At 70.0% G+C, this 20724-nt stretch carries 20 protein-coding genes; 1 reads left to right on the forward strand and 19 read right to left on the reverse strand.

What is annotated here, in order from left to right; translation table 11 throughout:
- Positions 1 to 105: 105 nt before the first annotated feature.
- From KBI5_RS14090 to KBI5_RS14155, 14 genes are all read right to left on the reverse strand, one after another.
- Positions 106 to 531 carry a cold shock domain-containing protein gene (locus KBI5_RS14090; RefSeq protein WP_011436383.1) on the reverse strand — a complete coding sequence of 142 codons (426 nt, stop codon included), beginning with the start codon at positions 529 to 531 and terminating at the stop codon, positions 106 to 108.
- Positions 532 to 1133: 602 nt separating this feature from the next.
- Complete coding sequence (gene hypE, locus KBI5_RS14095) at positions 1134 to 2213, reverse strand: hydrogenase expression/formation protein HypE (protein WP_011436382.1); 1080 nt, start codon at positions 2211 to 2213, stop codon at positions 1134 to 1136.
- The gene (gene hypD, locus KBI5_RS14100; RefSeq protein WP_035912254.1) at positions 2203 to 3393 is read right to left on the reverse strand and encodes a hydrogenase formation protein HypD; all 1191 of its coding nucleotides are present in this window, start codon (positions 3391 to 3393) and stop codon (positions 2203 to 2205) included. Before hypD ends, hypE begins: the two co-directional genes overlap by 11 nt.
- On the reverse strand, positions 3390 to 3692 hold the full coding sequence (locus tag KBI5_RS14105) for a HypC/HybG/HupF family hydrogenase formation chaperone (RefSeq protein ID WP_011436380.1): 303 nt from the start codon (positions 3690 to 3692) through the stop codon (positions 3390 to 3392). The genes hypD and KBI5_RS14105 overlap by 4 nt, the downstream gene beginning before the upstream one ends.
- A gap of 7 nt (positions 3693 to 3699) precedes the next feature.
- Positions 3700 to 6147, reverse strand: coding sequence for a carbamoyltransferase HypF (gene hypF, locus KBI5_RS14110; RefSeq protein WP_235609314.1), 2448 nt, complete (start codon positions 6145 to 6147; stop codon positions 3700 to 3702).
- 179 nt (positions 6148 to 6326) lie between these two features.
- Positions 6327 to 6539, reverse strand: coding sequence for a hypothetical protein (locus KBI5_RS14115; RefSeq protein WP_023841716.1), 213 nt, complete (start codon positions 6537 to 6539; stop codon positions 6327 to 6329).
- Positions 6540 to 6566: 27 nt separating this feature from the next.
- Positions 6567 to 7250, reverse strand: coding sequence for a DUF5947 family protein (locus KBI5_RS14120; RefSeq protein WP_011436378.1), 684 nt, complete (start codon positions 7248 to 7250; stop codon positions 6567 to 6569).
- On the reverse strand, positions 7247 to 7822 hold the full coding sequence (locus KBI5_RS14125) for a NifU family protein (protein WP_011436377.1): 576 nt from the start codon (positions 7820 to 7822) through the stop codon (positions 7247 to 7249). The genes KBI5_RS14120 and KBI5_RS14125 overlap by 4 nt, the downstream gene beginning before the upstream one ends.
- Positions 7815 to 9608, reverse strand: coding sequence for a nickel-dependent hydrogenase large subunit (locus tag KBI5_RS14130; protein WP_011436376.1), 1794 nt, complete (start codon positions 9606 to 9608; stop codon positions 7815 to 7817). The genes KBI5_RS14125 and KBI5_RS14130 overlap by 8 nt, the downstream gene beginning before the upstream one ends.
- A 93-nt stretch (positions 9609 to 9701) precedes the next feature.
- Positions 9702 to 10766 (reverse strand): hydrogenase expression protein HypE, encoded by a 1065-nt coding sequence (locus KBI5_RS14135; RefSeq protein ID WP_011436375.1) that lies wholly within the window; start codon positions 10764 to 10766, stop codon positions 9702 to 9704.
- Positions 10763 to 11368: a hydrogenase maturation protease gene (locus KBI5_RS14140; protein WP_011436374.1), complete on the reverse strand. Its 606-nt coding sequence runs from the start codon at positions 11366 to 11368 to the stop codon at positions 10763 to 10765. The genes KBI5_RS14135 and KBI5_RS14140 overlap by 4 nt, the downstream gene beginning before the upstream one ends.
- Positions 11365 to 12975: a hypothetical protein gene (locus tag KBI5_RS14145; protein ID WP_085015491.1), complete on the reverse strand. Its 1611-nt coding sequence runs from the start codon at positions 12973 to 12975 to the stop codon at positions 11365 to 11367. The genes KBI5_RS14140 and KBI5_RS14145 overlap by 4 nt, the downstream gene beginning before the upstream one ends.
- Before the next feature lie 188 nt (positions 12976 to 13163).
- The gene (gene hypB / locus KBI5_RS14150; protein ID WP_011436372.1) at positions 13164 to 14015 is read right to left on the reverse strand and encodes a hydrogenase nickel incorporation protein HypB; all 852 of its coding nucleotides are present in this window, start codon (positions 14013 to 14015) and stop codon (positions 13164 to 13166) included.
- A complete protein-coding gene (locus tag KBI5_RS14155) occupies positions 13967 to 14377 on the reverse strand; it encodes a hydrogenase maturation nickel metallochaperone HypA (RefSeq protein WP_011436371.1) in 411 nt (136 codons plus the stop codon). Before KBI5_RS14155 ends, hypB begins: the two co-directional genes overlap by 49 nt.
- Positions 14378 to 14777: 400 nt before the next feature.
- On the opposite strand from KBI5_RS14155, the gene KBI5_RS14160 reads away from it, so the two are divergent.
- Entirely contained in the window at positions 14778 to 15416 is a 639-nt protein-coding gene (locus KBI5_RS14160) for a DUF4389 domain-containing protein (protein ID WP_011436370.1), read from the forward strand.
- Between the two features lie 92 nt (positions 15417 to 15508).
- On the opposite strand, the gene KBI5_RS14165 is transcribed toward KBI5_RS14160, so the two are convergent.
- The 5 genes from KBI5_RS14165 to KBI5_RS14185 all read right to left on the reverse strand — a co-directional run bounded on the left by KBI5_RS14165 (position 15509) and on the right by KBI5_RS14185 (position 20580).
- Positions 15509 to 15718, reverse strand: coding sequence for a hypothetical protein (locus KBI5_RS14165; RefSeq protein WP_235609312.1), 210 nt, complete (start codon positions 15716 to 15718; stop codon positions 15509 to 15511).
- A 168-nt stretch (positions 15719 to 15886) separates the two neighbouring features.
- Positions 15887 to 17122, reverse strand: a complete 1236-nt coding sequence (locus tag KBI5_RS14170) for a beta-ketoacyl-ACP synthase II (protein ID WP_035734092.1) — start codon at positions 17120 to 17122, stop codon at positions 15887 to 15889.
- A 53-nt stretch (positions 17123 to 17175) separates the two neighbouring features.
- Positions 17176 to 17412 carry a hypothetical protein gene (locus KBI5_RS28405; RefSeq protein WP_011436367.1) on the reverse strand — a complete coding sequence of 79 codons (237 nt, stop codon included), beginning with the start codon at positions 17410 to 17412 and terminating at the stop codon, positions 17176 to 17178.
- Between the two features lie 92 nt (positions 17413 to 17504).
- Positions 17505 to 19277: an AMP-dependent synthetase/ligase gene (locus KBI5_RS14180; protein ID WP_085015492.1), complete on the reverse strand. Its 1773-nt coding sequence runs from the start codon at positions 19275 to 19277 to the stop codon at positions 17505 to 17507.
- Between the two features lie 289 nt (positions 19278 to 19566).
- Positions 19567 to 20580, reverse strand: coding sequence for a LysR substrate-binding domain-containing protein (locus tag KBI5_RS14185; RefSeq protein ID WP_082456797.1), 1014 nt, complete (start codon positions 20578 to 20580; stop codon positions 19567 to 19569).
- Between the last annotated feature and the right edge of the window lie 144 nt (positions 20581 to 20724).

The raw sequence follows: 20724 nt of genomic DNA on the forward strand, positions 1-20724 counted from the left end.
TGCCGCGTTCCAGGGCCCTTCGCGGCCCGACCCCTAGCAGTAGCCGACCACAAACTCAAGACGCCACGCCGTACCTACTTTGACGTCGCCCTGCCCGGATACGCGTCAGCTCTCGATCCAACCGTACTTCTCGGCCACGCCCATCAGCTCGCTTCTGATCCGGACTATCTGCGTCCCCGTCAGGGTCGGGTCGATCCGGAGCAACAGTTCGGTGATTTCCTGGGTGAACTCCCCGACCGGCAGGACGTCGCAGAGAGCGTCGGAATCGTCCGCGTGGACGGTTCCCCTCGTCGGCGCCGGAGCGGCCAGACCCGAAGCCGCGGGCGCGGACCTGAGGATGCGGGCCGCACTGGCCTTCAGCCCACGCTCGCCCTCCTCGATCTCGAACTCCATGACGGCCCCAGGGATGACGAGATTCTTCTCAACAAGAAGATCGTTGGCATGTAGGAAAATATCGTCTCCACCGTCACTGGGAGCTATGAAACCRTAACCCCGAACATGGTCGAAGCGAAGAACCTTACCTGTACTCACGACTCACCTCAACAACACCCGAAAGACCATACGATTATCCACCGCCGCTTCGTCCGCCCAACCGCCACATGGCGGGCCGGACGACTTAAGAGTGAAGCATACCACCACAGCCCCAACCGACCGCAAGCCTGATGCCTCCACTCTCGCCCTCGACGGAAACAACCGCGCCAATACCCGCCTACGCTACCTCGGTTGAGACCAACGTTCAACGCGGAACGACGGGTCATCCTTTCACGATTACGACCACACCCCCAAGACGGAGCCGCGACCACAGAAACGAACGCGTGTTCGACATCGCCGGGCGAGAGGTCTACGCTTACAACCATGTTCACGTACAGACCGTTCCCGGCCACCCGACCATGATCGCCGCCATCCCGAGCCGCCGACGCCCGTCTCCGAGCGTCCGGAGGACGTCCTCTCCGCATTCCGCCGGACGCCCGCGGCGCGCCAGCCGGTCACTCCCTGAGCCCCAGCCCGCCACCGAGAGGCCGACAGGCATGCACCTCACCATTCCACCTGCCCGGGGATCTTGTCGAATTCGGCGACGGAGGCGCGGACCGGAATGCACGGGTCCACCCTGGACTCGAAAACAGCTCAGAGATTCAGCAGATTCGGGGAAGTTGCTCACCGACCGGGAGGTCCACCAGGCGGCTCGCGCCGAGACCGGTCCTCGCGACCACCATTCCCGGGTGTTCCGCGGTCACCGTACCTATCACAGCCGCGTTTCGGCCGAGTGGGCGCGCGCGCATCGCCTCGAGCACCCGATCGGCGTCCCGCGGCGCGACCATCGCCACGAGCTTGCCCTCGTTGGCGATGTAGAAGGGGTCCAGCCCGAGAATGCTGCAGGCGTCGAGGACCGGCTCGGGAACGGGAACATGCCGTTCGGTGATGACGATTCCCACCCGCGCGGTCCGCGCAATCTCGTTGAGTGTCGCGGCCAGTCCTCCGCGCGTCGGGTCCCGCAGGGCGTGCACGTCCGCGCCGGTGCGCAACATGGCGCCGACCAGTCCGTGCAACGGTGCGGTGTCACTGCGGACCTCCGTGGCGAATTCCAGGCCCTCCCGGCAGCTGAGCACGGCGATCCCGTGCAGCCCGATCTCGCCGCTGACCAGGACGACGTCGCCCGGCCGGGCCCGAGCGGGCCGGATGTCAACGCCGTCGGGAACCAGGCCGATCCCCGCCGTGTTGACGTAGACCCCATCACCGTGACCGGCATCGACGACCTTGGTGTCGCCGGTGACCAGCCGGACGCCCGCGGCACGGGCCGCCGCTCCGAGCGCATCCGCCACCCGGCCGAGATCGGTCAGCTCGGTGCCCTCTTCCAGGATGAATGCGGTCGAGAGGTACCGGGGTTCGGCGCCGGACATCGCCAGGTCGTTGACGGTTCCGTTGACCGCAAGATCACCGATCGAGCCGCCAGGGAAGAACAACGGTCGAACGACGTAGGAGTCGGTGGTGAACGACACCCGTGCGCCGTCGACGGTGACCACGGCCGCATCCCCCAGGTCCTCCGGACCGCCCGCGCCGGCGGCTGCGAAGGCCGGCAGGAAGAGATGCTCGACGAGTTCGGCCGACATCGCCCCCCCGCCGCCATGCCCCATCACGATCGTGGGGCACTCCACCAACGGCGCCGGGCAGGTCCACGCGGCCGGATCCACCGCCGTCGCGGCCTCATCCACCATGTCCCACCTCCAGCGCACGTCCCACCTCCAGCACATGTCCCGCTTCCGGCGCACGTCCCGCTTCCGGCAGGGGCTGCGCAATCGCCGGGGAGGTGCTCATCCGGCGGTAGAGGTAGTAGGCGGCACAGGCCCCTTCGGAGGACACCATGGTCGCGCCGAGCGGGGTCCGCGGAGTGCACTGCCGTCCGAAGGCCGCGCACTCATGCGGCTTGATCAGGCCTTGGAGCACCTCGCCCGATCGGCACGCCGACGACTCGGCCGTGTGGACATCCGCGACGGCAAACCGCAGCTCCGCGTCGAAGTCGCGGTAGGCCGGCGACAGGCGCCAGCCGCTGCCCGGGATGACACCGATGCCCCGCCAGGCCCGGTCGGCCACCTCGAAAACATCCCGCAGCATCGCGATGGCGGCCGGGTTGCCGGCTGCCGGAACCGCTCGGGGATAGGCGTTCTCCACCTCGTGTCGGCCGGCCTCCAGCTGCACCACGGTGCGGCGGATGCCCTCGAGGAGGTCGAGTGGTTCGAAGCCGGTGACCACGATCGGCACGCCGTAACGCCGTGCCAGGGCCGGGTACTCGCCGGTGCCCATCACGCTGCAGACGTGACCAGCGGCCAGGAACCCCTGGACGCGGCAGCTCGGCGACTCCATGATCGCGGCAATCGCCGGCGGTACCAGCACGTGCGACACCAGCAGGGAGAAGTTGCCCAAGTCGAGCCGTTTCGCCTGGAAGACCGTCATCGCGTTGGCCGGCGCGGTGGTCTCGAATCCGATCCCGAAGAACACGACCTCCCGATCGGGGTTGCGCTGGGCGATCGTCAGGGCGTCCARCGGGGAGTAGACCACCCGGACGTCGGCGCCCGCGCTCTTCACCCGGAAGAGGTCCCGATCGCTCCCCGGCACCCGCAGCATGTCGCCGAAGGAGCAGAAGATGACGCCCGGCCGTGCGGCGATCTCCAGCGCCCTGTCGATGATCTCAAGCGGGGTCACGCACACCGGGCAGCCGGGGCCGTGGATCATCTCGATGCCCTCGGGCAGAAGCTGATCGATACCGTGCCGGATGAGCGAGTGAGTCTGCCCACCGCAGACCTCCATGATCGACCATGGGCGAGTCGTCGTCGCGTGGATCTGTTCCAGCAGCCGACCGGCCAGCTCCGGATCCCGGAACTCCTCCAGATACCTCACCGCGTCACCCCCTCCTCGCCGGCCCCGCGGGCCGTGGCACTCACACCGGCCGCACCGTCACCCAGCTCCTCGGTCAGGAGTCCCATCCGCGCGAAGGTGGCCAGCGACTCCACCGCCGAGCGTTCGTCCAGCCGTTGGATCGCGAACCCCACATGCACGATCACGTACTCGCCGACCATGACCTCGGGCAGGTACTGCAGGCAGACGTCCTTGCGCACACCCCCGAAATCGACCTCGGCCATCCGGGCCCCGTGGCGTTCCTCGATCCCCACCACCCGTCCTGGAACCGCGAGACACACCTGTTCCTCACCCCTTTTCCCGCGTCTTCTCCCGCGCTGCGGCGACGAGCAGCTGACCGAGAGCGATCCCCCCGTCATTCGGAGGTACCCGCGCATGCCGCAGCACCGTGAAGCCCCCCGCATGCAGTGCCCTGGATGCAGCCGTCGTCAGAACGGCGTTCTGGAAGACCCCGCCGGTGAGTCCGACCAGGTCAAGGCCCACCTCGCCGCGTGCCCGCCGGGCGAGGTCCACGATCATCGCCACGACGGCTGTGTGGAAACGGACCGCGGCGATGTCCACGGCGAGCCCGGCCGACAGATCCCTCACCATCGCCCGGATGACCGGCGCCGGGTCGATAATCAGCGGCCTGCCCAGCCCCTGCCCGCGCAGGGCGAACGCGTGGCGTTCGCGGTCGTCCGCGCCGCCGCCGGCCGCGGTGCGCGCCCGGGCCTCCAGCTCGATCGCCGCCTGCGCCTCGAAGTCGACCTCGTGACGGATGCCGAGCAGCGAGCTGACCGCGTCGAAGAGCCGCCCCATGCTGGAGGTCGGCACGCAGCCCAGCCCGCTGGCCAGCTGGTGGGTCAGCACCCGCCGCTCCGGCTGCGGGCAGGCGACRACCGGCGGCAGGGTGGGATCCCAGCGGACTCCGGCGGCGTGCAGATGGGCGAGCGCCATCCGGCAGGGCCGCCGAACCGCGGCGTCCCCACCGGCAAGCGGCACATAGCCCAGGTGGGCGAAGCGCCGGAACCCGCGGTAGTCGGCGATCAGCACCTCGCCGCCCCACACGGCCCGGTCGGGGCCGTAGCCGGTCCCGTCAAAGGCGAATCCCACCACCGGCCGGGTGCCGTCGAGGCCGTGCTCGGCCATCAGCGCGGCCACATGGGCATGGTGATGCTGCACGGTCCGTATCGGTCGGCCGGCGGCGTGCCGCACAGCCCACTGGCGCGACCGATAGCCCGGATGCGCGTCGGTGACGAGCTGGCGGGGGGTGACGCCGGTCAGGTGCTCGAGGTGCCGCTCGGCGGCGTCGAAGGCGCGCAGGGTGGCCAGGTCGTCCATGTCCCCGATGTGCCCGCTGAGCCAGGCCGACCGGCCCGCGCCCAGGCCGCAGGTGTTCTTGAGGTCGGCCCCGACGGCCAGCGTCGGGGGCACCTCGAACGGCAGCGGCACCGGCAACGGCGCGTAGCCACGCGAGCGGCGTACCGGCGACGGGGCACCATCGACCACCCGGACAACGGAGTCGTCGCAGGGCACCCGGATCGGACGGTCGTGGCGCAGCCAGCCATCGACAAGCGGGGCGAGCCGGCGCAGGGCGTCGGTGTCCTCGGCCGCGATCGGCTCGCCGCCGAGGTTCCCGGAGGTCATCACCAACGGCGGCCATCCGGCGGTGCCGACGGTTCGATGGAGGGGCACGGGCTCGCCTGGCAGGCCGAGCAGCAGATGGTGCACCGGCGTGTAGGGCAGCAGCAGACCGAGATCGGGGTTGTCCGGGGCAACGGAGTCGGCGAGCGCGGGACGGCCGTCGCGACGGCGGCGCACCAGCACGATGGGCCGAGCGGGGTCGGTGAGCAGGGCCGCCTCCCGCTCGTCGACATGCGCCAGGGCCCGGGCCGCAGCCAGGTCGTGGACCATGACGGCGAACGGCTTGCCGCCGCGCCGTTTGCGGCGTCGCAGGGTCGTCACCGCCGTCGGGTCGGTGGCGACGCAGGCGAGGTGGTAGCCGCCCACCCCCTTCACCGCCAGGACGCCACCGTCGGCGAGCAGCCGCCGCGCCGCGGCGAGCGCGTCCTCGCCGGTCCGCGGCGCGCCCAACGGCGACACGAACTCCAGGCGCGGTCCGCACGCCGGGCAGGCGATCGGCTGGGCATGGAAACGTCGGTCGGCCGGATCGGAGTACTCCCGCTCACACACGGGGCACATGGCGAACCGGGCCATCGTCGTTGCCGGCCGGTCGTAGGGAAGGTCGGTGATGATCGTGAACCTGGGTCCGCAGTTGGTGCACGTGATGAACGGATGCCGGTAACGCCGGTCCGCGGGATCGGCCAGTTCCCGCAGGCAATCCGGGCATGTCGCCACGTCGGGGGCCGCCGCCGTACGCCCACCCGCGGCCGGCCGGGATCGGACGATCGCGAAGCCGGATCCGCCGCAGGGCGGAAGTTCCGTGGTCACGACCCGCTCGACCATGGCCAGCGGCGGCACGTCGCAGCGAAGCCGGCGGGCGAAGTCCTCGACTGCGCCGGGGGTTCCCTCGACCTCCGCGACCACGCCGCCGGTGTCGTTGCGCACCCAGCCGGTCAGAGCCAGCTCCGTCGCGGCGGCGTGGACGAACGGCCGGAAGCCGACCCCCTGGACCAGCCCCTGGACGACGAACCGTCGCCGGGCCCGGCCGCCTGGGCCGGCCTCCCGGCTCGGTTCACCGGCCCCGCCCACCGAGAGCACCGGCCGGGTCATGCGGCCCGCCGTGCCGTCCGCCATCACATCTTCTCGATCCTGATGTATCGGACGAGGGCCGGATACTCCCTCCAGAATAGGCCGACGGCACCGGCCACGCCGACTGTCGCCAGCACCAGCTTGCGACTACTCATGTCCACCTCCTCGGTACCGTTTTCCCACGCGTGTCCGCGGGCTTCGGGTGGTGCGCCGCCTGCTGGGCGCTACCCCGGCGGCAGGTTGGGCATGCTCCTCGGCGCGACGGGATTGCGCCTCTTCGGTCGGACGCCGGTGGAGCGCCGAGCGTCGGCGCTGCCATCGGCGTGGTGCCCCACCTGCCATCGGTACGAACCGGTCGCGTTGCCCTGTGCAACCCCCTTGACGTGCGCGGTGGCGTCCGGCGCGACGTCGGGCTTACCGACCCGGATCTCGGCCATCTCGTCCTGCCCTCCCTCTCTTTCCTCTCAGCCCCGCCCCGCGGGGCCAGCGCGGCCCTGGCCCGTGAGATGCACCGGCCGTGCGGCCCGCACCGGGCTTGCGGGCCGGCGGCCGAGATCGGCGAAGAACCCGTCGATCGCCGGCCACACGCGCAGGCCTCCGGACAGGCCCCTCCACTCCCGCCGGATGACCGCCACGAGCCGGTGACAGTCGTCGACGGGAACGATCCAGTGCTCGTGGCGGCCGTGGGTAGTGTTCGTCAGCAGCGCCTCGACCAGCGGTGTCAGGTCACCCAGCGCCGGGCAGCGCCGCACGATGCCGCGCCACGTGCCGGGCGCGACGCCCCAGCGGGTGGCGCCCATCGGGCTGGGATAGCGGGCGCTGACCGAGCCGTCGGTCCCGACGACGAAGAACGCCAACCCCACCGGGGTACCCAGCTCGTCCGCGTCGAGTGCGGGAAGCCGCAGCCGTCGCCGGGGAACGAGCCGGAAGTGCCCACGTCCGGCCGCCTCCCGGTCGAACAGCAGCGCGCACGCCTGGCAGGCGCAGAGCAGCTCGTCGCGTTGTTCGTCGAGGATGTGCCGATGCTCCGCCGGCACGGCGGTCCGGCACATGTCGCAGCGGGCCTCGGCCGCGCCGGCGCGGTCGGTCGCGGCGCGCACAAGCCGCCGCAACGCGCCGTCGGCCGTCGGGGACATCGGGGCCGTCATGGACCCACCCCGTCGGCGACGGGCCGGGCGAGCACGGTGTCGAGGGGAACGAAGGCGGTCCGCTCGGGTTCACCCGGCGCGGGTAGGCGCCGGACGTCGGACAGCTCCGGCGCGACGGCGAGCACGGCCTGGCGAACCGCCTCGGTGACCCCCGCCGAGGTCGAGCCACACCCGCCGAGGGTCAGCCGGACCTCGGCCACCCCCCGTTCGATCCCACTCAGCTCGATCTCCCCACCCCGGTCCCGGACTGCGGGTCGAAGCTGCTCGATCGCCCGCGCGACCCGGGCCCCGACCGGCTCAGGATGGACGTCGTGCAGGACGAGCAGATGGTCGAGCAGCTCGTCGCCGGTGAACGCGGCGAGCACCTCCGGGGCTCCCGACGCGTATCCGACGGCTCGGGCCAGCGCCTCGCCGTACACCGCCGCGAGTGTTGCCACCGCGTCGATCGCCAGCTCACCACTCGGCCCCGGAATGCGCTCCACCTGCGCCAGCACCTCGTCGAGGTGGGCGAGCCGGCCCCGCACAGCGAGATCGTCGAGCCGGTGCCCACCCGCGCCGTCCGGATCAACCATGGCTGGCCCCGAACATCGGCGAGTGCACCGTGCGCAGGGTGCGGCCCCGACCGAGATACATGTGCACCCCGCAGGGCAGGCAGGGGTCGAAGCTGCGCACCGTCCGCATCACATCAACGCCCTTGAACCCCTCCGGACCGTTCTCCTCGAAGATCGGCATGTTCTGTACCGCGTCCTCGTAGGGGCCCGGAGTTCCGAAGAAGTCGCGGGGGCTGCCGTTCCACGGCGTCGGCGGGTAGGGGTGATAATTTGCGATCTTGCCGTCGCGCACCACCATGTGGTGCGACAGCACGCCGCGCACCGCCTCGTGGAAACCGCAGCCGATCGTCTCGTCCGGCACGTCGAAGTCGCAGAACACCCGGGTGTCACCCGAGCGCACCCGATCCATGCCCTGCTCGAGGAAGTACAGCGCCATCGCCGCCGCGTAGGCGACGAAGTAGACACGGGCCCGGTCCCGCTCGATCGCGTTCGACCAGGCCGGCGGCTTCCACTGCAGGTCGACGGCGGGCAGCGTGCGGCTGCGCGGCAGCGAGATGTTCACCGCGCCCCCGGTCGCGGTGACGTAGGGGGTGTTCACCAGTCCGGCGAGTGCCGTGGTGTAAAGCCGAGCGAAGGGCCCTCCCCCGGTATCCAGGGCGAGATGCTCGCCGCTGCGGGCGTCAAGCCACCGCGGGCTCATCACCCAGCTGTACTTCTCCCCGAAGTCCCGCTTCTGCGGCACCGGCAGCGTCGTCTGGTTCCACGGATGGCGCATGTCGACCGGATTTCCGAGCGGATCCCGGGTGACGAACGGCTCCTCGTTCACCCAGTCCTGGTAGAAGGAACTGCCCAGCAGGATCCGGATACCCAGATTGATCTCCACCAGGTCGGTGGTCAGCAGATCGCCGTCGACGACGATCCCGGGTGTCACGTGCATCGCCCGGCCCCAGGTGGTCATGTTCTCGTACCGGTAGTCCACGACGTTCGGATCCTGGAACGCGCCCCAGCAGCCCAGCAGCACCCGGCGGCGGCCGACCTCCTCGTAACCGGGCAGCGCCTCGTACCAGAAGTCGAACAGGTCGTCGTTCAACGCGACGGCCTTCTTGACGAAATCAAGGATCTCCATCAGCCGGCTGAGGTAGTCGGTGAACACCGTCGGTTCCGGCATCGTGCCGACCCCGCCCGGATACAGCGTGGAGGGGTGCACGTGCCTGCCCTCCATCAGGCAGAACATCTCGCGGGTGATCCGGCTAACCTTGAGGGCCTCCCGGTAGATCTCCCCCTCGAACGGGTTGAACGAACGCATGATGTCAGCGATAGTCCGCATCCCGTGCACGGCCGCGTTCGGTGCGGCGGTGGCCTCTGCCCGGGCCAGCACGCCGGGATTGGTCTGCTTGACCATCGCCTCGCAGAAGTCCACGAACACCAGGTTGTCCTGGAAGATCGTGTGATCGAACAGGTACTCGGCGGCCTCTCCGAGATTGATGATCCATTCCGCCATCGGCGGGTTCGCGATGCCGTACGCCATGTTCTGGGCGTAGACCGAGCAGGTGGTGTGGTTGTCCCCACAGATGCCGCAGATGCGGCTGGTGATGAAACCCGCGTCCCGCGGATCCTTGCCCTTCATGAACACCGAATAGCCGCGGAACAGCGACGAGGTGCTGTGACACTCGGTGACCCGCCGGTTGGCAAAGTCGATCTTCGTGTAGATCCCGAGGTTGCCGATGATGCGCGTGATCGGGTCCCACGCCATCTCCACGATCTGGGCGGGCTTCTCCCCGGTTCTCGACTGCCTGGTCGTCGTCATCGCACACTCCCTCCGGCATCGCTGGGCCCGGCCCGGACAGACCGGGTGTGCCGCCCCGCCTGCCGTCTCGCCGACGTGGGCTCCGGCCCGGTCCTAGGGGCGGTAATGCGGGTCGTAGCCGGTGGTCAGCAGCTCCCGGTTGTGCCGCCACTTCGGCTCGGTGTTCGCCGTCGCATTGGTGATGCCACGCAGCCTGCGGATGAACGACCCGTAGGGTTTGATCGCGCGCGAGGACAGGCTCCCTCCCGGCGGCATGTCCATGAACGGCATGAACTTGTCCGGGAATCCCGGCATCGTGCAGGCAATGCAGATGCCGCCCACGTTCGGGCAGCCGCCCAGCCCGCCCATCCACCCGCGCTTGGGCACGTTGCAGTTCACCACCGGACCCCAGCAGCCAATCTTCACCTGACACTTCGGCGAGTTGTAGTCCTTCGCGAAATCGGCCTGTTCGTAGTAGCCCGCCCGGTCACAGCCCTCGTGCACGGTCCGACCGAAGATCCACTGGGGTCGGAGTTGGTCGTCCAGCGGTGGCGGCGGTGCCGTGCCCGCCGCGTGGTAAAGCACCCAGGTCAGCGTCTCCATGAAGTCGTCCGGTTGAACCGGGCAGCCGGGGACGTTGACAATCGGCAGGTTGCCGGCGGAGGTGAAGTCATGGCCCAGGTAGTCGGCAAGGCCCATCGACCCGGTCGGGTTGCCGGCCATCGCGTGGATCCCGCCGTACGCGGCGCAGGTGCCGATCGCGACGACCGCCCACGCCCTGGGTGCCAGCCGGTCGATCCACCAGTTCAGGGTCAGCGGCTGGCCGGTGTCCGGATCGTTCCCGAACGACGTCCAGTACCCGTCGCCGTGGATGTTCTCGTTCGGAATCGAGCCCTCGATGACGAGGATGAACGGCTCGATGTCACCGCGGGCCGCGGCTCGGTACGGGGCCAGGAACTCCTCCCCGCCGACGGTCGGCGACAGCACCTTGTTATGCAGATGGACCGTCGGCAACCCCGGCACGAGCCCGGTGACGACATCCTCGATCGCTGGCTGGGAGGCCGCGGTCACCGACACCGTGTCGCCGTCGCAGCTCATCCCCTCGGAGATCCAGAGGATGTGCACCTCGTCGAAACCGCCGCGTCGCGAGCTCCCGGACTGCGGGTTCGTGGCCGTCATCTCGGCCCCTCCCTCCTACTGGCGGATGCTGGGGATGGACCCCACGAGCCGGGGTCTCGGACGATCTGCGCGATGAGCCGCACCGCGTCGCCGACGGCAGCCCCCGCGGCGCGGGACAGTCCCATCCGCTCCTCGACGACGGCGGGTCGGCAGCCGACGACCAGCACTCGGCCGACATCGCCACCGAGGCCCCGCAGCAACCGCAGGACCACGTCGGGAGACATGCCATGGGCGTCCATGAGGGGGATGTCATCGACGGGGGGGATGTCGTCAACGGGAATGTCGTTGACGCCGGCCCCGTCAAGTTCGGGCCGGAGCACCACGAGAGTCCCCGGTGGATCGGTCGACGGGACCGCGTCGACGAGGATCACCACGTCGTACCGGCCGTCGAGGAGCTCATAGGCGAGATGCACGCCGCGGATCCCGTAGTCGACGACGTCCACCCCGGCCGGCAGGTCCGCCGGGTCGATGCGGCGCACAACCTCCACCCCGAATCCGTCGTCGCCGAGGAACACGTTGCCGATCCCGGCGACGAGGACGCGCGGTGGACCCGCGGAGGAACCCGCGGGCGGACCCACGCGGGTGGGCGCCGGCCCGATCATGACGCACCCGGTCCGTCGGTGAGCGGTGCCAGCTCCTCGGGTGCGAAGTAGTAATGACGGCCGTACCACCGGTGCAGTTCGGCGGCCGGGTCGTCGTCCAGGGACACCGCGACGTGCCAGGCGCCGTCAACGTCCAGAAAGACGGCCTGAACCCGGGCCTCGCGCCCCCTGAGAAACATGTCGTGCGCGTCGCTTCCACAGCTGCTTCCACGGTCACGGGGATGCAGCCGGACCCGGCTGCCCTTAGCGATCATCACGCCGTCCAGGGAAACACTGTCACTGTCCGGACGGACCGACCGGTCCGCCTCCGGCTCCCACCATCGCGTGGTCGCGGCGGCAACCGGTACGCCGGCCGGCGCGGCCCCGACCGACGGAACCGGTCRCAGCGACCGGACGGCGCCATGCAGGCGGGCGAGTGTGTCCCGCGGGATCCCGTCGACCCGGTCGATAATCTCCGCGGCGCGGCGATCGGTCGCCCGAGCCTCGTGTTTCTCGTCGTCGGTCAGAGCCAGCGTGCGCAGCGAGAGGATTTCATCGATCTCGGTGGCGTCGAAGAGGTCACCCGGGCTCTCGGGGGCGATCCGGGGATGGTCGTACAGGATGATCGGCGAGGACAGCATCACGTCCGGCGCTCCGTCGGCACCGGCGAGAACGGGGAAGGTGTGGATGTTCTCACACTCCCGTGTCGCCCCGGCGGCCCAGGTCGGCGGATCGAGCAGCGAGAGGAACCGTCCCCCGCACGCACCCAGGAGGCTGTGTGTCGCGATCATCGATCGGCGCAGCGCCATCGGTCGCGCGGCGCCGGCGGGGACGTCCGCCACCGTGTTCTCGACGACCAGGCGCAGCCGGTACAGCCGGAAGGGAGCCGCAGCCCGCGTCACGGACACCCGGACCGTCGCCGAGACCGGCCACCGCCGGCGAACCACCCGAGCCGCACCGCCGCGCCCAACGTCGCGGCCCGCCGGGTTGCCGCGATCATCCAACGGCTCGATCTCCATACCACCGGGCAGGCTCAGGCTGAACGACTCTCCACGATCAGCCTGTTCCGCCGACCGGCCCCGCACAGCCGGGTCGGCCGGGTCGGCCAGGTCAGCCAGGTCGGCCAGGTCGGCCAGGTCGGCCAGGTCGGCCAGGTCGAGGGTGAGACCGGCCTCGCGCGGCACCGCCTCGTCGAAACTCAGCCGAGCAGCGCCGTCCGCCTTCAGCGCGTCGACCTCGCCGAACGCACCGTCGGCCCCTCTGACCTCGACCGAACGGCGCTGGAGTTGCAGAAAGCGCAGCCGGACGACAACCGAGGCGGTCGGGGACAGCTCGAGAAGACAGTCGGTCTGCTGGCACCACGCATCCGTCGATCCGGCGACGGTCCGTGGAACCGGCCCACCCGCCTCGACCCAACGCCGCGGCGCGAGCACCCCGAACTGCCACCGCATCCGGTTCTTGCCCGAGGAGCGGCGATACGGATAGAGCAGATAGCCCTCGTACAGCACCGCGTCAGCCACTGCACGGGCCGACGCGAAACCGGCGGGACAGCTCCCACCGGCCTCGTCGGCACCGGTGCCGGCCCCCACGTCCACGTGAAGGGTGGTCCGCGCGCTGGGCGCCGTCATGGCGAGCGATGCCCAGGACAGGACGAACCCGCGAGCAGCATGACAGTCCCCCTTCGGCGGAGCCGTGGCACCACCCCTGGGGACGATGCCCACCGTACTGTAACTACATGTAACTACGCATTATGGCTATATGCAGTTACGAGAACACTCGTAGCTATTCTTCGACGGGTTGCCCGGGTGCCGCGGCCTCAAACACCGTGAGACGGCCCGCTCGACCGCGGGCGGTGGCCGGCACCCCGCTCGGCGCGCAGCCAGGCGTACCACTGGCCCAGGCCAGGCCCCGGCCTCAGACCCGGCCCCGATCCCGGGGTCGCGCGGACGCGCAGTACGTCGACCCGGGGATTGATCCGGTGAACCTGCGCCTCGTACCGCGCGACCTCAACGTCGAGGTAGGGCAGCAGGTCGCACTTGGTGAGCAGGACGAGATCGGCAGCCGCGAACATGTGCGGATACTTGGTCGGCTTGTCCTCGCCTTCGGTGACGGACATCAGCACCACCCGGGCTCGCTCGCCCAGGTCGAACAGCGCCGGGCAGACCAGATTGCCGACGTTCTCGATGAACACCATCGAATCCTCTGCTGGTTCGAGCTCACGCAGCGCACAGTCGATCATGGCCGCATCGAGGTGGCAGCCACGGCCGGTGTTGATCTGGACGACGGGAGCGCCCGTGGACCGGATGCGCTCGGCGTCGCGGATACTCTCCTGATCACCTTCAACCACCGCGATCGGCACGCCCACGCCGAACTCGCGGACGGTCCGCTCCAGCAGCGTCGTCTTGCCCGATCCCGGCGAGCCCATCAGGTTGATCGCCAGCACGTCACGGGCGAGCAGGCGGCGGCGGTTCGCCTCGGCGAGCATGTCGTTCCTGGCCAGCATCCGCTCCTCGACAACCACGGTGCGCGACGTGGTCCCCCCGTCAGGCGCGTGGCCGGCAAGCGCCGGGCCGGGACCGACGAGGACGGGGTCGACGGGGTCGACCCCGTCGAGGGAGGTCAGCCGGGGCGGCGCCGCGACGTCGTCACACCCGCAGGTTCCACACATCCCACATCACCTCCGCCGCTCGGCACGGGTGTCACCTCGACCGTAACGATCATCAGCTCGTCGCCACCGACCACCTCGACGTCGGCGCTGCCGCACGGGCAGAGCACCAGGAGCAGGCGATCGTCGGCCTCGAACGTGGCGCCGCACCGCCGGCAACGGGCACGGCCCGGCGGTTCGTCGATCTCCAGGCGAGCGCCTTCGACCGGCGTGCCCGCTGCCACCAGGTCGAAACAGAATCGGACGGAGTCGGGCACGACGCCGGACACCCGCCCGATGACCAGGTGAACCGCCGTGGCCCGCGCTGCCCCGATCCGTTCCACGATCGTGTCCACGACGTTCTGGGTGATCGCCAGCTCGTGCATCCACGGCTCCTCGGGGCCCGGGCAGCCCCACAGAGCACCCCGCTCGCGGCCGGCCCGTCGGTCTCCCTACCCGCCCGGGGTCGGGGACTACCGCCCGGTGTCGGGGACAGTCCTCTCGGGCGGCCTGACAGATCATGGCCGTCGTCATCGCGCTGACAGCCTCCCCTTCTCGATATCCCCTTCTCCATAAAGACGACAAGACTGCGCAAAAGAATATATTCCGCACCAATCTTGCTGGTGGCAGGGGTGGCGGCAAGGAACACCGTCAGCCGGATGGTTCGCCGTGGCCGCCTCGGTCCGATCCGACCGAAAAAGGGGGACTCATGGCTCTCTCGCACCCGGCACCGCTGACCGAAAATAAGCCGGCAGGACGAGGTTACCGATTTACCAGGGAGCAGCCATGACCGACCAGGGGACATTTAGCGTAGAGCCGCGGCACCCCGGCCATCCGGTGTCCTTCGAGATCGACTACCCGACAGGGGAGCGCGATCGACTCACCGTGTTCTTTCGAATTATCACGGTCATCCCGATCGCGGTCGTCCTCGCGGCGGTCGGCGGTACGGGATACGGCAGAAACAGTGCGATGTTCGGCGGCGGGCTGCTGTTCTTCGCTCCCCTGCTGCTGATTCTTTTCCGGCAGAGGTACCCGCGGTGGTGGTTCGACTGGAATGTCGCTCTACTGAGTTTCACGAACCGGGTCGTGGCCTATCTCACCCTGCTGCGGGACGAATATCCCTCGACGGAGGACGAACAGGCCGTCCACTTGACGATTCCCTATCCGGACGCCGCGCGTCTGAACCGCTGGCTGCCCCTGGTCAAGTGGCTGCTGGCGGTCCCGCACTACATCGCGCTGTTCTTCCTGTATATCGCGACGGTGGCGGCGATGATCGTCGGCTGGTTCGCCGTGCTCCTCACCGGACGCCTCCCGCGGGGACTGTTCGACTTCGTCGTCGGCGTGCTGCGCTGGACGAACCGGGTGGTCTGCTACGCGGTCATTCTGACCACGGACGACTACCCACCGTTCCGACTGCGGCCCTGAAAGGCCGTGGGTGACGGCACGGTTCCGAGGGTGGACAACCGACAGTGGGGTTCGGGTCGGCGGACGCCGTTGTCCGACCGGCCCTCGACGGATCAAGCTACGGCGGATGCCGCAGGCGCGGCCATCCAGGTCAGATCGGCCACGGTGACGACGAGTCGGCGGGCGACGTCGTCGGGCGACCGCCCCGCCTCCAACGCCTCCCGAATGGCCACCCCACGTGCTGTGCGCAGATCCAGTCTGCGCGGATGGTCAGCCCACATCAGATCATCTGCCAACGCGGCTCGCTCGAGCGGATCGGACACCTGCAGTACCTGTTCGTAGGACATCACGGGCCAATGGTTACGGCTAGTCGGATCTTTGGCAACATGTGCATGGCGACTTTCTGAGCATCGTGCGCACCCGATGCTCCCGCCATGGCCGTCCGGTGTCCGCTCGGGCAGACGTACCGACCACGGCGAGGCGACCGACGGTCAGGGCCAGGGGGTGAAGGCGAGGCAGACATCGTGGCCGCCGAAGCCGAACGACGTCGACAGCGCCGCGCCGGTCCGGATCGGCCTGTTGTCCATCGTCACCACGTCCAGCGTGATCTCGTCGTCGATCGCCTCGAGGTTGCGGGTCGCCGGGACCGTCCGCTCCCGCAACGTCAGCACGCAGAGCAGCGCCTCCACCGCGCCGGCCGCGCCCAGCAGATGTCCGGTCATCGACTTCGTCGACGTCACCGCGACACCGTCGAGCGCCGCGCCCAGCGCGCCGCGCAGCGCACGGCTCTCGGCGAGATCGCCAGCCGGTGTCCCCGAGGCATGCGCGTTCACGTGCACCACGTCCGCCGGGTCAAGACCGGCGGCGTGCAACGCCCGGCGCACGGCCCGCGCCGCCCCGGCTCCCGTCGGGTCGGGGGCTGCGACGTGATAGGCGTCGGCGCTGACCCCAGCGCCGGCCACGGTCGTGTAGACCCGGGCGCCGCGGGCGCGGGCGTGCTCGGCGGCCTCCAGGACGAACATCCCGGCACCCTCGCCGAGCACGAATCCGTCCCGGACTTTGTCGAACGGCCGGGACGCCGACTCCGGCGGGTCCTCACGGCGGGACAGCGCCTGCATCTGCGCGAATCCCACGAGCGGGAGCGGATGGACGGCGGCCTCCGTGCCACCGGCGACGGCGACATCCGCTCGACCGGCCTGGATCAGGTCGACGGCGGTGGCAATGGCCTCCGCACCGGACGCGCAGGCGCTCACCGGAGCGTGCACCCCGGCGCGGGCACCGAGCGCGAGACCCACCGCCGCGGCCGGTCCGTTCGGCATGAGCATCGGCACCAGGTGCGGGGACACCTGGCGCGCCCCGCGCTCCCGGAACACGTCGTACTGGTCGAGCAGGGTGGTGAGGCCGCCGACCCCGGAACCGACGACGACGGCGAAACGTTCCGGCTCCGGCGTGGGGGTGCCCGCGTCGGCCCAGGCTTCCCGGGCTGCGACGAGGGCAAGCCGCTGCCCCCGGTCGAGCGTGCGTGCCTCCACCCGGCCAAGCTGCGGCTCGACGGCCACCGGCGCGGCGATGCGGACCGGCAGCGACTGCGCCCACGGCTCATCGAGCCGGCGGATCCCGGATCGGCCGGCCAGCACGCCGCTCCACGTCGACGCGACGTCGCCGCCGAGCGGTGTCGTGGCCCCGAGACCGGTGACCACCACCTGCCGCGCCGCCTGCCGGCCCACCGCCTGCCTGGCTGTCGTCCGCCCGTTCGCCGTCGGGTCGGTCGTCTCGATGCTCACGCGACGCCTCCGGGAGTGAGGCTCAGCGGCAGCGACGTCAGGCCCCGCTGGATGAGGCGGCTCAGCAGGTCGTCAACGACCTGCTCGGCCCACGGCCGCATCCCCTCGATCGTGCGCGGGGTGAACGCCTTGCTCACCAGGCCGCGCAGCCGGGTGTGGCCGGGCGGTTCCATCTCCGGGTCGGACCGTGCGGGCCAATCCGGTGCTCCCAGGGACGGTGCGGCGGAATCCACGTGCGGCTCCGTTTCGATGCGCCGAGATCCAGGCGGGCGGAGGTCAGTGCCGGACCGGTGCCGGGGCCAGGTGCCGGACCGGTACCGGGCGGTCAGGACGCGTACAGCTCCTCGATCTCCTTGGCGTTCTCCTCCTCGATCACGGCACGGCGAAGCTTCAACGACGGGGTGAGCTGGCCGCCCTGGATGGTGAAGTCGTGGCTCAGGAGGCGGAACTTCCGCACCGACTCGGCCCGCGAGACCTGCGCGTTCGCCGCGTCGACCGCGGCGCTGACCTCGGCGACCAGCCGAGGGTCGGTGTGGGCGGCGGCCTCGTCCAGCTTGTGACCGCCTCGCCGGGCCCAGGCCTGCACGGCGGCCCGATCGAGGGTCACGAGGGCCGTCACGAACGGCCGGTTCTCCCCGATCACTATGGCGTTGCTGACCAGCGGGTGCAGCCGGATGCGGTCCTCCAGCGGTGCCGGCGAGACGTTCTTCCCCCCGGTGGTGATAATGATCTCCTTGATTCGACCGGTGATGTGGAGATACCCGTCGTCGTCGAGCCGACCGAGGTCACCGGTGCGCAACCACGGCTCGTGCGCGCCCGTCCGATCCGGCCAGTAGCCCGGCGAGACCTGCGGCCCAGCCACCAGGACCTCGCCCTCGTCGCTGATCGCGACGGTGGTCGCCGGCAGCGGACGGCCCGTGCTGCCCGGCCGGTCGAGCCCGGGAGCGCTGATGCTGACGGCCGTCGAGGCCTCGGTCAGCCCGTAGGCGCCGAGGACGTGCACCCCGACCCCGGTGAGGAACTCGGCGGTGGAGGGGTCGAGCGTCGCTCCCCCGCACACGACGTGGCGCAGGCGCCCGCCGAACGCCGCGCRCAACCGGCGGTACACCAGCCGGTCGAACAGCGGAGCCTGAAGCCGCGTGACGAGCCCCAGGCCGCCCTGCCCACGCCGGGCCCGACCCAGCACGCAGGCGGTCCGTTCGGCCGCGGCGAACAGGCGCCCCGAGAGTCCGCCCGCCGCCGCCGCCCGCGCGCCCTTGCGCATCTTCTCCAGCGCCGACGGAACGGTGATCAGGAAGGTGGGGCGGAAGGTGCGCAGCGCCGGGACGAGGCCCCCGGGGTCCGGCAGCAGGGCCGTCCGCACTCCGGCCCACAGACACCCGATCATGGTCACACGCCCGAACACGTGCGAGAGCGGAAGGAAAAGAATGGTACTGGCCGAGCCGGTGGCCGGACGCATCACCGGGTCCAGCCGCTCCACCGAGTTGACGGCGGCGGAGAAGACGTTCGCGTGGGTCAGCAGGCAGCCCTTCGGCACGCCGGTCGTCCCGCTGGTGTAGACGATTGTCGCGAGGTCGTCGGCCCGGACCGCGTCCCGGCGGCGGAGCACCTCGGACTCCGCGACGGACTGACCGGCGGTGCCGAGTGCCGACACGGCCTCGTCCAGCGACCAGACGCGCGTCGCGGGAAGACCCGCTGACAGGACCAGGCGCTCGTGGTCGGGTGTCTCGACGAAGCACCACGAGGCCTTGGAGTCACCGATGATGTGGTCGACCTGGTGGGCCGAGGAGGTCGGGTAGACGGGGACGGTGACCGCGCCGATGCTCCAGATCGCGAAGTCGGCAACGGCCCAGCCGTAACCGGTCCGACCCATGATCGCAACCCGGTCGCCAACCCCGACGTCGTGCGCCACCAGGCCCCTGGCGACGGCCGCGACGTCGAAGCAGAACCGGCCCGCGGTCACATCGCGCCAGCCTCCGTCCACCTGATGGGCCAGAACCGGCCGGTCGGCGACCATGGCGACCTCAGTAAGGACGGCGGCGGCCAGCCCTCGGTCGGCGGGCAGCTCAGTACCTCCGGGCACCCGCAGAATGTTCACAGTTGATCCCCTGATCCCCGTTCCCGGACGCGCACAGGTCAGCCCGGATGGTCGACGAAAAATCCCCTATTAAATGCGATGGAAAAGACGATGACAAAGACGTTCCGACATCGCACCCATCACTCCAAATGGCACCGCGAGTGGAACGGGACAAGCCCGGCCGCTTCTTCATGCTAACCGTCTTCCCAGCCCATGTGAATGGGTACGGACGTCGCTGTGGAGCTGACCGCGATGGTTTTCTCTGATCGATCCATTGTTCAGGCCTGCCGATCTTCAGGCCTGCCGGTCTTCAGGCCTGCCGGATCAGCGAGCACGCACCGGCGGTCACCGAGGTCAAGGCCGCGGGCGTGCTCCGCGGCCTTGGTGCCGGGCCGGTCGCCGGCTCGTCCGACCTGGACGGATCCAGGGACGGCGGTCCCAGGAACGGCCCGGCGGCGTCGAGGCTGTTGAGGAAGGCCGTGACGACGGGCTGCGGATCCGGACGCCAGACCGCGTACGCGCCGACAGTCGGTACCGGGTCGACGAGCCGCACCGCGACGGGGCCCTTCGTGGGCACATGCGCGCCGCGATCCGCCGACGCGAAGGCCACCACCGGCCTGGTCGTGACGACGATGCCGGTGGCGCCGGAGTCGTCGACCTCCTCTGCCACACTCAGGCGGATGCCACAGCGGTCGGCGGCGGCGAGGATAGCGTCGTGCATCGCCGGGCTCTGTTCCCGGCGGAACAGCACGCATCCCTGGCCCGCCAGCTCCCGGAACGAGACCTGGCGACGGTCCGCCCACGGATGGTTTCGCCCGACGAGCGCCACCAGCGGCACGGTGAAGACCCGATGGGACCGCAACTGGGCCGCGAGAGGCCCGGCGAACACGAGCGCGACGTCGAGTTTTCCCGCGGTGAGGGCGGACAGCTGGGGGCCGCTGCGAGCCTCCCAGAGAGTGGTCGAGACGTTCGGGTAGTCAGCGTTGAGCCGTAGCAGGGTGGGTTGGAGGACCCGTTCCCCGGCGGGGAAGTTGAACCCGATGGAGATCCGACCGGTCCGGCCGGAAGCGGCCTCCCTGGCCGCCCGGACCGCCTGTCGTGCCTGTTCCAGCAGACGTCGTGCCTCCATCTCGAAGGCCCGGCCCGCCGGGGTCAACCGGACCTCCCGGGAGGTCCGGTTGACCAGTTCGACACCGATGTCACGTTCGAGACGCTGGAGCTGCTGACTGAGAGAGGGCTGGGCCAGATGGAGCCTGGCCGCGGCCCGGCCGAAGTGGAGTTCTTCTGCGATCGCCAAGAAAGAGACGAGGTATCGGAAATCGATCTTGCTCTCCATGGTACCTCCCGCGGACACGCTAGCGATCCCGAAAAACTACGGGTGAATACGGCGTGTGGAGATACGGAAGGTACGGTGTAAGATTCGCCCGACGTGGCATCCACCACGCCTCCGACCTGGCACTTGACTTCG

This window comes from Frankia sp. KB5, from assembly GCF_002099325.1.
Taxonomy (GTDB): domain Bacteria; phylum Actinomycetota; class Actinomycetes; order Frankiales; family Frankiaceae; genus Frankia; species Frankia casuarinae.